The sequence below is a fragment of the Nonomuraea roseoviolacea subsp. carminata genome, from assembly GCF_024172185.1.
Lineage (GTDB): Bacteria > Actinomycetota > Actinomycetes > Streptosporangiales > Streptosporangiaceae > Nonomuraea > Nonomuraea roseoviolacea.
This window is the reverse complement of sequence record NZ_JAMZEC010000001.1, coordinates 3,623,005-3,634,608: the sequence shown is the minus strand read 5'-3', so window position 1 is coordinate 3,634,608 and position 11,604 is coordinate 3,623,005. Positions and strand designations below refer to the sequence as shown.

Sequence of the window (11,604 nt, the reverse complement as noted above, 5' to 3'; positions counted from 1 at the left end):
GCCCGGATCGCGGTGATCCGGGCCCTCCGTCTCGTTCGGTGCGGCGGGTCAGCCGGTGACCGGGATGTGGGTCTTCACGGGCGTCGGGGTGGGCGCGGGCTGGGGCTCGTCCTGCGTCACTGTGACGGTGTCGTCCCACTCGATCCAGTCGTGAGTGACCGTCCCGTGGTCGCTCTCACCGGGGTGGGTGCGGGTCGGCGTGCTGCTGGGCGTCGGCGTCGAGGTGGGCGTCGCCGTGGGCGTGGACGTCGGGGGCTGGGTGACCGTGGGCGTGGACGTCGGAGTCTGGGAGGGGGTGACCGTCGGCGTGGGCGTCTGCGTGGGCGTCACGGTCGGCGTGGGCGTCTGGGTCGGCGTCTGGGTGGGGGTGGGAGTGGGCTCGCACTCGACCCAGAACACCTTCTGCTTGGGCGCGCCCTTCTTGCCGGCGAAGTCCCAGAACAGCTTGTAGTGACCGTTGGGCAGGGTCAGGTCGACGGAACGGCCATGCCCGTCCTTGTCCAGCACGAGGGCGCCGCTCTTCACCGTGGTCCCGTCGCCCGTGGGCGGCCAGGACCTGATCTCCCAGCTCACGCGCTCGGCCGCGTCGAAGTTGAACCCGACCAGGTAGAACACGCAGACGTGCGGCTCGTCGCGCTGGTCGTCCTCCGGCGTCGTCCACTTGTGGACCTTGACGTCGCCGTTGTCGCCGGGCGGCTTGCTCTGGACCGCTCCAGCCGAGGCCGTACTGGAGACGGCGAGCACCGCGAGCGCTGCGACGGCGAGCATGAGCGCCGCTGCGATCCAGCGACGCATGGTGGAGAGCCTGGGGGGTGTCACGGCAGCACCTCTGGAGGTATGAGAGAGCTAGAGCCTCAAGGGACTCATCTGTGTAAAAATGTCACACCCGCTGGCGTGTGGTCTTCAAACGTTCCAAACCGTTATCTACCAGGCCGGATGGTTACGCCTTCGTGTCGTATGTGTCATAGGACCTCAGGAGCCGATCGTGCCGCTTGATGCCCCCCGTCAACTCGTCGGCGCCGCGCTCGTCGCCATGAGCCTCGCCGCCTCGATCCCCGCCGCCGCTGCCGCGTCGCCCGCCACCCCGGCCGCCGCCGGCTCGGTCACGGCGACCGCGCTTCCCGCGGCCACCACGTTCACGCAGGTGAACGGCCTCCCGCAGGACACCGACACGTACGGCAAGCTGAGCGGCCTGGTCGTCCACCCCGCACGCACGGTGGCCGTCTACGCCCAGCCCGGCGGCACGCCCGCGGCCACCCTCCCGGCGAAGCAGCTCGGCAGCCAGACCTGGGTGCCGGTGGTGGAGGCGCGCAAGGGCTGGTACCGCGTGCTCCTGCCCAGCAAGCCCAACCACGTGACCGGCTGGATCAGCGCCAAGGGCCTGAAGAAGGCGCGCAGCCGTCACCGCGCCATCGTGAAGCTGGGCACCAAGCAGTTGATCGTGATGAACGCGAGCAAGAAGCTCGGCACCTGGACGGTGGCGGTCGGCGGCCCTGAGACGCCCACCCCGGTGGGCAGGACCTTCCTGCTGGCCCTGATGTCGCCGAAGAAGAAGACCTACAGCCCGCTGATCCTGCCGCTCGGCACCCACTCGCAGACGCTGGACACCTTCGGCGGCGGCCCCGGCACGGTCGCCTTCCACGGCTGGCCGGACCGGAAGGTCTTCGGCAAGGCGGTCACGCACGGCTGCGTCAGGGTGCCCGCCGGCGCGCTCAAGGTGCTGGCCCGACTGCCGCTGGGGACTCCGGTGCTGATCGCTCCCTGAGGGGGGCGTGATGGTCGCCGGATCACCGTCGCAGGAGCTTTTCGAGTGCCGCCTGGACGGCCTCGGCGGCGGGGGACAGCCATCGTGAGCGGCGGCGGACGAGCCACAGGCGTTGCGGGGCGACGGCCGGCGGCCGGAGGGCGACGAGCCGGCCTTCGGCCAGTTCGCCGGCGACCGTGACGGCCGGGAGCAGGGCGAGTCCGAGTCCGGCTTCGACGCAGCGCTTCACGGTCTCGATGCTGCCGAACCGGGACGGTGCGGCCTGCTGGGCGACGGCGGCGACCATGCCGGCGAGCTCGTCGCTGTAGCCGCAGCCCTCCTCCAGCAGCAGGACCCCGGCCGCCGCCAGGTCGGCCGGGGTGAGAGCCCGATCGCGCGGCAGATCGGCGGCTGCGGTGCCGACGAGGACCAGCTCCTGCTCTCCGAGGCCCGTGACGTCGGCGTCGGGCGGATCGGCCGACGGCTCCAGGACGAGGGCGAGGTCGGCGCTGTGGTCGGCGAGCGCGGCCAGGGCCGCCCGGGTGGTGGCCGGGAACAGCGACACCCGCACGTCCGGGAACCGCCTTCTCAGCTCCGGCAGGACCGGGGCAAGCTGGTAGGCGCACACGGAGTCCGGCGCGCACAGGCGTACGGGGCCGGCGAGGCGGTCGGCCTCGGCGGTCAGTTCGGCCAGCATGCGTTCCTCAAGGTCGAGGAGCTGCCGGGCGCGCTCGGCCAGGAGCGACCCGGCAGGGGTCGGGACGACGCCGCCGGTACGCCGCTCCAGCAGCCGCGCGCCGGTCAGCCGTTCGAGCGCCTGCACGTGGGCGGTGATCGTCGACTGGACGAACCCCTGCTCCGCCGCCGCCGAGGTCATCCCTCCCGTGCGCACGACGGCGAGGAAGCTACGGAGAAGACGGGTGTCCATCGGGGATCACGATCCAACCATCGGAAGTCATCGTTGGACTCGATTCTAGTGCGGCGGGCAGACTGGGCGACATGACGAACCACCCGCGCGGCCTCGCCTCCGGCACCGCACACGACGATCACACCGAACGATCCGGCGTCCTGCGCTACAGCGCCTTCGACGTGGACGGCCAGGGCGGCAACCCGGCCGGGGTGGTGCTCGACGCGCGCCACCTGGACGACGCGCGGATGCAGGAGATCGCCGCCGAGGTCGGCTTCTCCGAGACCGCGTTCCTCGTCGAGGAGGGGACCGCCGGCGAGGGGCCGGTCGGCGGCGATCGGCGCTTCAGGATCCGTTACTTCAGCCCCCTGGACGAGGTGGCCTTCTGCGGGCACGCCACCATCGCGACCGCGGTCGCACTGGCCGAGCGGGACGGCGTGGGGAACCTGCTCCTCGGCACGTCCGCCGGTGAGGTGGCCGTCGAGACCCGCCACGAGGACGGCCGGGTCGTCGCCACCCTGACCAGCGTCACGCCGGTGGTCCGCGCGGCGGACGAGGACGACCTCGCCGAGGCGCTGCGGGCCCTGCGGTGGGAGGCGGCCGAGCTCGACCCCGCCCTGCCGCCGCGCGTCGCCAACGCCGGCAACGACCATCTCGTCCTGGCCGCCGCCACCCGGGAGAGGCTCGCGGACCTGGACTACGACCAGAAGGCGCTGGGCGAGCTCATGGCGCGGCGCGGCTGGACGACCGTCCATCTGGTGTGGCGGGAGACGCCCACCGTGTTCCACGCGCGGGACCCGTTCCCGCCGGGAGGGGTGTACGAGGACCCCGCCACGGGTGCGGCGGCCGCCGCCTTCGGCGCGTACCTGCGGGCGCTCGGCCTGGTCGAGCCGCCGGTGCGGGTCACGGTCCGCCAGGGGGAGGACATGGGCCGTCCGAGCCGGCTGCTGGTCGACCTGGCGGCGGGGGCGACGACCGGTGTCAGGGTGAGCGGCACGGCGGTCCTCATCGACCCCGCCGACCTCGTCTCGTGACCCTGGGAGTCATCGCGTGACCCGACCAGGCAAGGTCCTCTACGTCATCGTCTGCGCCGCCGGCCCCGCCCCGGCCGCCGGCCGCCTCGTCACCCTCGCCCAGGACGCCGGCTGGACCGTGCAGATCATCGCCACCCCCTCGGCCCTCGACTTCATCGACGTCCCCGAACTGGAGAAACAGACCGGCCGCCCCGTCCGTAGCCAGTACCGCAAGCCCCACGAGCCCAAGTCGCCCCGCGCCGACGCCATCATCGTCGCTCCGGCGACCTACAACACCATCAACAAGTTCGCCCAGGGCATCGCCGACACCTACGCCCTCGGCCTGCTCTCCGAGGCGCCCGGGCTCGGCATCCCCGTCGTCGTCCTGCCCTTCGTCAACACCGCTCTGGCGTCGCGTGCGCCGTTCCGGCACAGCGTCGCGGCGCTTCGAGCCGAAGGCGTACGCGTCCTGCTCGGCCCCGGCGAGTTCGAGCCGCACCCGCCGAGTTCGGGGGCCGAACACTTCGACGACTACCCGTGGTCGCTGGCCTTGGCAAGCTTGCCGGATTGATCCCTGCTTCCCCTCATCTCAGCTGCTCCCGGCCCCTGAACAAAGGGCCTCGCTCCGCTCGGACGTCTTACGACCACGCAGGCCGCCCAGTGGGCCGGGACCGGCTCCTTCAGATCACGGGCTGTCGGGGTCGTGGATGGGCGAGATGGGAAGCACCACGCCTTGCTGCCCCCGTTGGTGAACGGTATCCACTTGTTCCATTGTCTCGGCCTGTCGCGATCTCGATAGGAACATCCTCCAGACGCATCTCATCATCATGGGAGGATGCAGGCTGGTGAGCAAACGCCTGCGATGGTAGAGGCCGAGGGAGATGGCCTTTCGACAATGGTGCGGCTGAGAAGAATTCAGCTGCGGCGATCGCTCCGGGTTATACGTTCGGTCCTGACGAGAGGGATTCGACGAACTCCTCGGCTTCCGGCCGGCTCATGTCCTCGGTGCTGCGTACAAGGAAGACAGCCTCTTTCCGCCTGCCATCCTCCACCAGCTTGCGGACCCTGGTGGGCAGGTCATCTTCCTCGATCGTCGGGAGGCCCGGCAGGACTCCGCCGTCGCGCAGAACCCGCGCGACCTCGACTGCGGTCCGCTGGGATACCTGGGATTCCTGGCGGATCAGCTCGACGGCGTCACGGAACCTGTTCGCCTCGATGAGATCGTGGGCTCGAACCTGGACGTCGACGGGAGTCAAATGGTCGAGGCCGACAGAGATGCGCGCCACCTTGCGCCGTCCGACCCACCTGCTGGCCCCGATGACGAGGATGGCCAGCAGGAGGACGAGGAGAATCAATTCCACCGTGGTCAATCCGAACATGCGGTGATCGTAGTGCGCGGCACCGACAATAGTTCCATTATCCGTGGTTGCGCACATGCCGGTGACCCTCAGAACAAGTCCGTATTCCATCAGGATTTGAGGTGACCGGTCACATTATCAGGAGGACGCGGAAAGCAATTCGCCCGGACATCGTCGTGTCCGTCATGATCCGCCACAATGACGCTGTGCGTCTCTTGTTGCGGTCGATCGTGGCGGGGTCCGTAGTGGCGGCCTTGCTGCTGCTTCTCCTCCACTGGCCGACCTCCGGCTCCTCGTCCGAGCTCAAGCTGATGATGGCGTTCGCGGTGGCGCCCATCCCGCTCAGCACGGTGGCGGCTCTGCTGGCGCGGTTGCCGCACTGGCCGGTTGTCGGGCTCATGGCCCTGCTTTGGGCGCTGATCTCGACCCTACTTGTGGAAGAGGTGCCCGAAAAGGCGGCGTAGAGGTCCAGTTCTGTCCACAGGCTGTGGACAGAACTGGCGCCAGGCTGCATGAGTGCCCGTGAATCCCCGCCTGACCTGGTCGGACTCCACGCGGAACGCGAGGCGACAGGTCGCGTCGGCGGGTAGGCGCACAGCCGTGGCCCGCCATCCGTGATCACCTCGAAACGTTGCGTAACGCCTTCATAACGTCCCATCTACACGTGTTGCTTCTCGCGGAAGCCGGACCGAATACTGCGTCAACACGAGTAGATGGGACTTGCGTAGTGGTCACACGCCGCGATGTGGCGCGGCTGGCCGGCACCTCAGAGGCCGTCGTCAGCTACGTGCTCAACAACGGGCCGAGGAACGTCGCCCCGCACACCCGCGAACGGGTGCTGCGCGCGATCGACGAGCTCGGCTACCGGCCGAACGCCGTCGCGCGCTCGCTGCGCACCAGCCGCACGCACACGATCGGGCTCGTCGTCCCCGACAACGCCAACCCCTTCTTCGCCGAGCTGGCCCGTGAGATCGAGGACGTCGCGTTCAAGCACGGGCTGACGGTGCTGCTCGGCAACGCGATGGACGACGACGATCGCGAGGCCGCCTACGTGCGGACCCTGATCGACCGCCAGGTGGACGGGCTGATCCTGATTCCCGCCCACGGCCCGCGCGCCTGGCGGTCCCAGCTGGCCGCCTCCGGGGTGCCGTGCATCGTGCTCGACCGTGAGCTCGACGACACCCCGGCCAGCCACCTGCTGCTCGACAACGAGGGCGGCGCGTACGAGGCGACCACCCACCTGCTGGAGCACGGGCATCGGCGCATCGGCTGCGTGGCGGGGCCGAAGGACATCCACCCGACCGTCGACCGTGTCGCCGGCTGGTCGCGGGCGCTGACCGAGGCCGGTCTCGACCCGGCCGCGATGCCGCCGGCCCACGGCCCGTACGGACGACGGCAGGGCTACCTCAGCGGCCGGCGGCTCCTGTCGCGGGAGGACCGGCCCACCGCGCTCTTCGTGACCAGCGACGAGCAGGCGATCGGTGTCATGCGCGCCGCGGCCGAGCTGGGGCTGAGCGTTCCCGGCGACGTCGCGCTGTGCTCGATCGACGGCATCGCCGCCTCCTCCTACACCGTGCCCGCGCTCACCACCATGCGTCAGCCGATCGAGGAGCTGGGCAGGCGCGCGGTGGAGCTGCTGGCGGCGCAGATCGGTGACTCGCCGGCCGGCGAGCGGGTGGTCCTGTCGGCCACGCTGATCAGGCGCGGCTCCTGCGGCTGCCCCGACCCCGCGGGCGGGCTGGACGATGCCTGAGATCGAGATGTCCCCTGAGCTCGCGCTTGAGAACCCGGTGCCTGGGACGATCCGTGAGCGCGCGACGTCTGGGACGGCGCGGGGGCTGGAGCTGGTCGTCGTCGGCAGCCTCAACATGGATCTGACGGTCCCCGTGACGCGCCTGCCGGGCAGGGGCGAGACGGTGGCGGGCGCCGCCGTGGTGCGGGCCGCCGGGGGCAAGGGCGCCAACCAGGCGGTGGCCGCCGCCCGGCTGGGCGCGCGCGTGCGTCTCGTCGGCCAGGTCGGCGACGACGCGCTGGGCCGCGAGCTGCTCGCCGCCGTGGCGGGTGAGGGTGTGGACGTCTCGGGGGTACGGCAGGTGCCCGCCGCCACGGGCATGGCGATGATCGTCGTCGAGGACGGCGGCGAGAACATGATCACTGTCGCCCCCGGCGCCAACAGCCTGTTCCACCTCACCGGCCAAGACTTCAGCGCCACAGCTCCCGGTATCGGCCTGGGCCTCGCCACCGCCGACGCGCTGCTCCTCCAACTGGAGATCCCGGTCGCCACCTGTCTCGCCGCCGCGCGCCAGGCCCAGGCCCACGGCGTGCCGGTGATCCTCAACGCCGCCCCGTACACGGAAGCCCTGCACGACCTGCTCCCCCTGGTCGACCTGCTGATCGTCAACGAGAGCGAAGCGGACGCCCTGTGCGGCGGCGGCGCCGACCCCGCCGCGCTGACCGCGCTCGGCCCGCGCGCCGCCGTGGTGACGCTGGGCGGGCGCGGCGCGCGGGGCCGGGACGCGTGGGGTGGTTTCGAGGTGCCGTCGTTCCAGGTGCCCGTGGTCGACGCGGTCGGTGCGGGTGACACGTTCTGCGCGCAGCTCGCGCTCGCCCACGCGGCCGGCCTGCCGCTCGCCGAGGCGGTACGGCGGGCCTGCGCGGCCGGCGCGCTGGCGACGACCGCCCACGGCGCCCAGACCGCCATGCCGACCGGCAACCAGGTGGAGAGGCTGCTCGCCCGTGCGTCATGACGGCCTCTGGCATCCGCGCCTGTTGCAGATCCTGTCCGCGGCGGGACACACCGACCTCATCGTGGTGGCCGACCCCGGCCTGCCCGTTCCGCCCGGCGTCGAGACGGTGGACCTCGTCTGGCGCCGGGGCGAACCCGCCTTCCTCCCCGTACTGGAAGCGGTGCTCGGCGAGCTCGTCGTCGAGACCGCCTACGTCGCCGAGGAGTCGCCGCCCGGCTTCCTCGACGACGTGCTCACCCATCACCGAATCCCTCACACCCGGCTCAAGGAGCTCACCGGCCGGGCCCGCGCGGTCGTGCGAACCGGTGAGGCGACGCCGTACGCGAACGTCGTCCTCCAAGCGGGCGTTCCCTTCTGAAGGAGACACCGAATGAACAAGAAGATCGTCGCCGTGGCCGGTCTGGCCCTCGCGCTGACCGCCTGCGGCAAGGAGGGCGGCACCACCGCCGAGCCGGCCGCCGCCCCCAAGCCGGGTGAGAAGCCAGGCGTCTGCCTGGTGATGAAGTCGCTGGCCAACGAGTTCTTTCAGCAGATGCAGAAGGGCGCGGAGGAGCACGCGGCCAAGCGCGGCGACCTCACGCTCAGCGTCGTCGGCATCCAGAACGAGACCGACATCGACAACCAGGTCGCCGCGGTCGAGAAGTGCGTGACGCAGCAGGCCAAGGCGATCGTGATCGCCCCCGCCGACTCGCGGGCGCTGGTGGCGCCGCTCAAGCGGGCCGTCGACGCGGGCGTGAAGGTGGTCAACATCGACGTCCAGCTCGAAGAAGGCGCGATGAAGGCCGCCGGCATCGGCGACAAGGTGCCCTTCGTCGGCCCCGACAACCGCGAGGGCGCCAAGCAGTCCGGCATGGAGCTGGTCAAGGCCGTCGGCAAGGACGCCGAGGTGGTCATCCTGGAGGGCAACCCGGGCGCCGCCAACGCCGCCCAGCGCAAGGCCGGCTTCGAGGACGCGATCAAGGAGGGCGGGCTCAAGCTCGTCGACTCCAAGACGGCGCACTGGGAGACCAACGAGGCGCACACCGTCTTCAGCAACATGCTCACCGCCCACCCGAACATCAAGGGCGTGCTCGCCGGCAACGACAACATGGCGCTCGGCGCGCTGAAGGCGATCGACGAGCAGGGCAAGAAGGGCCAGATCAAGGTCGCCTCGTTCGACAACATCCCGGCCATCGCGCAGTACGTCAAGGACGGCAGCGTCGTGGCCACCCTCGACCAGTACGGCGCGCAGCAGGCCGCCAACGGCATCGACTACGCCATGAAGATGGTCGGCGGCGAGAACTTCAGCGGCTGGCAGAAGACCGAGATCAAGCTCATCACCAAGGACAACCTCGGATGATGACGGTCACCGGCCTCGTCAAGCGCTTCCCCGGTGTGGTGGCGCTCGACGGGGTCGATCTCGACATCCGCGCGGGCGAGATCCACGCCCTGGTGGGGGAGAACGGCGCGGGCAAGTCCACGCTGGTCAAGGCCCTGGCGGGGATCCACGCGCCGGACGCGGGCACGATGACGTTCGACGGCGTGCCGTACACCCCGGCCGGCGCGGCCGACGGTCTGGCCGCCGGGATCTCGGTGGTCCACCAGGAGCTGGCGCTGCTGCCGTACCTCACGGTGGCGGAGAACCTGTTCCTGCGCGGGCTGCCGCGCACGGCGGGGGTCGTCGACCGGAAGCGGCTGCGCGCGGACGCCGCGCGGCTGCTGGCCGAGGTCGGTCTGGACGTCGCGCCGGACACGCCGGTCGAGCGGCTCGGCATCGCGCAGATGCAGCTCGTGGAGATCGCCAAGGCGATCTCCACCGACTGCAAGCTGCTCATCATGGACGAGCCGACCGCCACGCTCACCTCGCGTGAGGCGGGGCGCCTGTTCGGCATCCTGCGCGGGCTGCGTGAGCGCGGCGTCGCGATCGTGTACATCTCGCATCACCTTCAGGAGGTGCTGGAGCTGGCCGACCGGGTCACCGTGCTGCGCAACGGGCGCAGCATCGAGACCCGGGAGATGGCCGGTGTGACCGCGCCCGACCTGGTCAGGCTGATGGTGGGGCGGGACCTGGCGCAGGAGTACCCGGTCAAGCCGCCGACCGCGCCGGGCGAGGTGGCGATCGCGGTGCGCGAGCTCAAGGTCGCGGGCTTCGAGGGGCCGCTGTCCTTCTCGGTGCGGCGGGGCGAGGTCGTGGGGCTGGCCGGGCTGGTCGGCTCGGGCCGTACGGAGGCGATGCGCGCGATCTTCGGCGCCGACCCCGCCTTGTCCGGAAATATCGAGCTTTACGGCGAGAAGGTGCACATCCGGCACCCCAAGGACGCGGTGCGGCACGGCATCAGCCTGCTGACCGAGGACCGCAAGTCGCAGGGCCTGGTCCTCGACCTGCCGATCAGCGCCAACGTCACCCTCGCCAAGCTGCGCGGGTTCCTGCTGCGCTTCGGCCAGGAACGTTCCCTCTCCGAGGACCTCGGGCGGCGCCTGCACCTGCGCTCGGCGGGCGTCGGCCAGCACGTGCGCACCCTGTCGGGCGGCAACCAGCAGAAGGTCGTGCTGGCCAAGTGGCTCAACGCCGGATCCGACATCCTCATCGTGGACGAGCCCACCCGCGGCATCGACGTCGGCGCCAAGTACGAGATCCACGAACTGCTGCTCGGCCTGGCCGCCGAGGGCAAGGCCCTGATCGTCGTCTCCTCGGACCTGCCGGAGCTGATGGGCGTCTGCGACCGCATCCTGGTCTTCTCCCGCGGCCGGATCGCCGGCGAGGTCGCCAGGCCGGACTTCGACGCCGAGCACATCCTCACGCTCGCCTACTCGGGCTACCTCAAGAACGGTGAAACACAATGATCAAAAGGCTCGTGCTCGGCGAGGCCGGCATCGGCGTCGCCCTGGTTGTGCTCGCGGGCTTCTTCGTCATCGCGGCACCGAACTTCGCGACCGAGCAGAACCTGCGCAACATCATGACCCAGATCACCCTGAACACCGTGCTCGCCGTGGGCATGACGTTCGTGATCCTGGTCGGCGGCATCGACCTGTCGGTCGGCTCGGCGATGGCGCTGTGCGCGGTCGTGTCGGGCACGATGATGGCCGGCTCCCACTCCGCCGTGACGCTGCTCGGCGCGATCCTGGTGAGCGTGCTGGTCGGCGGCGTGGTCGGCTGGATCAACGGGTTCGTGTCGGAACAGTGGCGGGTGCCGTCGTTCATCGTCACCCTGGCCATGCTCAACGTCGCCCGCGGCGCGGCCGAGCGGTACACCGACGCGGCCACCATCTACAACCTGCCCGCCGCGCTCAACGACTTCGGCACCCTCACGCTGCTCGGCGTCCCCGCGGTGTTCTGGGTCGCGCTGCTGCTGGCGGGCATCGGCTGGTTCGTGCTGTCGCGCACGGTCTTCGGACGGCTGATCTACGCCACCGGCAACAACGAGGAAGCGGTCCGCCTGTCCGGCCACAAGACGTCCCGCATCAAGATCGCCGCGTTCATGATCGCCGGTCTGACCGTGGGCATCGCGGCCGTCCTGTACATGGCCCGGCTCAACATCGCCAGCCCGATCCTGGGTCAGGGCTACGAGCTCAACGCGATCGCCGCCGTGGTCATCGGCGGGGCGAGCCTGATGGGCGGGCGCGGCTCGATGGCCGGCACGTTCCTCGGGGCGTGCCTGCTCGGCGTGCTCACCAACGGGCTGCTGCTCATGGGCGTCTCCGACTTCGAGCGGCAGATCATCACCGGGCTGGTGATCCTGGTCGCCGTGGTGCTGGACGCGTACCGGCTGCGCCTGGCCCGCAAGCTGGCCGTCACCCAGCCGGCGAAGGAGCCCGTGCCGGCGACGGTCGCCTCCTGACCGCCGTCACGTCGTCA

Annotated in this window: 13 protein-coding genes; 10 read left to right on the top strand and 3 right to left on the bottom strand. The window is 70.6% G+C overall.

Translation table 11 applies throughout. The features are described from left to right. Window positions 1-48: 48 nt before the first annotated feature. Window positions 49-795, bottom strand: a complete 747-nt coding sequence (locus tag HD595_RS17000; RefSeq protein WP_253770188.1) for a hypothetical protein — start codon at window positions 793-795, stop codon at window positions 49-51. Between the two features lie 190 nt (window positions 796-985). Between HD595_RS17000 and HD595_RS16995 the strand changes: the two genes are divergently transcribed. Continuing rightward, window positions 986-1,765: a L,D-transpeptidase gene (locus HD595_RS16995; RefSeq protein ID WP_253770186.1), complete on the top strand. Its 780-nt coding sequence runs from the start codon at window positions 986-988 to the stop codon at window positions 1,763-1,765. Window positions 1,766-1,787: 22 nt separating this feature from the next. Here HD595_RS16995 and HD595_RS16990 read toward each other — a convergent pair whose 3' ends face one another. Then, window positions 1,788-2,672 carry a LysR family transcriptional regulator gene (locus HD595_RS16990; RefSeq protein WP_253770184.1) on the bottom strand — a complete coding sequence of 295 codons (885 nt, stop codon included), beginning with the start codon at window positions 2,670-2,672 and terminating at the stop codon, window positions 1,788-1,790. A gap of 71 nt (window positions 2,673-2,743) precedes the next feature. On the opposite strand from HD595_RS16990, the gene HD595_RS16985 reads away from it, so the two are divergent. After that, window positions 2,744-3,685, top strand: coding sequence for a PhzF family phenazine biosynthesis protein (locus HD595_RS16985; protein ID WP_253770182.1), 942 nt, complete (start codon window positions 2,744-2,746; stop codon window positions 3,683-3,685). A gap of 16 nt (window positions 3,686-3,701) precedes the next feature. After that, complete coding sequence (locus tag HD595_RS16980; protein WP_253770180.1) at window positions 3,702-4,235, top strand: flavoprotein; 534 nt, start codon at window positions 3,702-3,704, stop codon at window positions 4,233-4,235. Window positions 4,236-4,602: 367 nt separating this feature from the next. On the opposite strand, the gene HD595_RS16975 is transcribed toward HD595_RS16980, so the two are convergent. Further along, window positions 4,603-5,043 carry a hypothetical protein gene (locus HD595_RS16975; RefSeq protein WP_253770178.1) on the bottom strand — a complete coding sequence of 147 codons (441 nt, stop codon included), beginning with the start codon at window positions 5,041-5,043 and terminating at the stop codon, window positions 4,603-4,605. A 101-nt stretch (window positions 5,044-5,144) separates the two neighbouring features. Between HD595_RS16975 and HD595_RS16970 the strand changes: the two genes are divergently transcribed. The 7 genes from HD595_RS16970 to HD595_RS16940 all read left to right on the top strand — a co-directional run bounded on the left by HD595_RS16970 (window position 5,145) and on the right by HD595_RS16940 (window position 11,587). Then, a complete protein-coding gene (locus HD595_RS16970) occupies window positions 5,145-5,486 on the top strand; it encodes a hypothetical protein (protein ID WP_253770176.1) in 342 nt (113 codons plus the stop codon). A gap of 263 nt (window positions 5,487-5,749) precedes the next feature. Further along, window positions 5,750-6,775 carry a LacI family DNA-binding transcriptional regulator gene (locus HD595_RS16965; RefSeq protein WP_253770174.1) on the top strand — a complete coding sequence of 342 codons (1,026 nt, stop codon included), beginning with the start codon at window positions 5,750-5,752 and terminating at the stop codon, window positions 6,773-6,775. Next, entirely contained in the window at window positions 6,768-7,769 is a 1,002-nt protein-coding gene (locus HD595_RS16960; protein ID WP_253770172.1) for a ribokinase, read from the top strand. Before HD595_RS16965 ends, HD595_RS16960 begins: the two co-directional genes overlap by 8 nt. After that, on the top strand, window positions 7,759-8,127 hold the full coding sequence (locus HD595_RS16955) for an RbsD/FucU domain-containing protein (RefSeq protein WP_253770170.1): 369 nt from the start codon (window positions 7,759-7,761) through the stop codon (window positions 8,125-8,127). Before HD595_RS16960 ends, HD595_RS16955 begins: the two co-directional genes overlap by 11 nt. Window positions 8,128-8,139: 12 nt before the next feature. Then, window positions 8,140-9,108: a sugar ABC transporter substrate-binding protein gene (locus HD595_RS16950; protein ID WP_253770168.1), complete on the top strand. Its 969-nt coding sequence runs from the start codon at window positions 8,140-8,142 to the stop codon at window positions 9,106-9,108. Further along, window positions 9,105-10,592 carry a sugar ABC transporter ATP-binding protein gene (locus tag HD595_RS16945; protein WP_253770166.1) on the top strand — a complete coding sequence of 496 codons (1,488 nt, stop codon included), beginning with the start codon at window positions 9,105-9,107 and terminating at the stop codon, window positions 10,590-10,592. The genes HD595_RS16950 and HD595_RS16945 overlap by 4 nt, the downstream gene beginning before the upstream one ends. Further along, window positions 10,589-11,587, top strand: coding sequence for an ABC transporter permease (locus HD595_RS16940; RefSeq protein WP_253770164.1), 999 nt, complete (start codon window positions 10,589-10,591; stop codon window positions 11,585-11,587). Before HD595_RS16945 ends, HD595_RS16940 begins: the two co-directional genes overlap by 4 nt. Window positions 11,588-11,604 lie beyond the last annotated feature (17 nt).

Bases quoted from the DNA above. Each gene is read 5' to 3' on its own strand.
- HD595_RS16960 (WP_253770172.1), top strand. From the start codon at position 6,768: ATGCCTGAGATCGAGATGTCCCCTGAGCTCGCGCTTGAGAACCCGGTG.
- HD595_RS16985 (WP_253770182.1), top strand. From the start codon at position 2,744: ATGACGAACCACCCGCGCGGCCTCGCCTCCGGCACCGCACACGACGAT.
- HD595_RS16940 (WP_253770164.1), top strand. From the start codon at position 10,589: ATGATCAAAAGGCTCGTGCTCGGCGAGGCCGGCATCGGCGTCGCCCTG.
- HD595_RS17000 (WP_253770188.1), bottom strand. From the start codon at position 795: ATGCGTCGCTGGATCGCAGCGGCGCTCATGCTCGCCGTCGCAGCGCTC.
- HD595_RS16950 (WP_253770168.1), top strand. From the start codon at position 8,140: ATGAACAAGAAGATCGTCGCCGTGGCCGGTCTGGCCCTCGCGCTGACC.
- HD595_RS16975 (WP_253770178.1), bottom strand. From the start codon at position 5,043: ATGTTCGGATTGACCACGGTGGAATTGATTCTCCTCGTCCTCCTGCTG.
- HD595_RS16945 (WP_253770166.1), top strand. From the start codon at position 9,105: ATGATGACGGTCACCGGCCTCGTCAAGCGCTTCCCCGGTGTGGTGGCG.
- HD595_RS16990 (WP_253770184.1), bottom strand. From the start codon at position 2,672: ATGGACACCCGTCTTCTCCGTAGCTTCCTCGCCGTCGTGCGCACGGGA.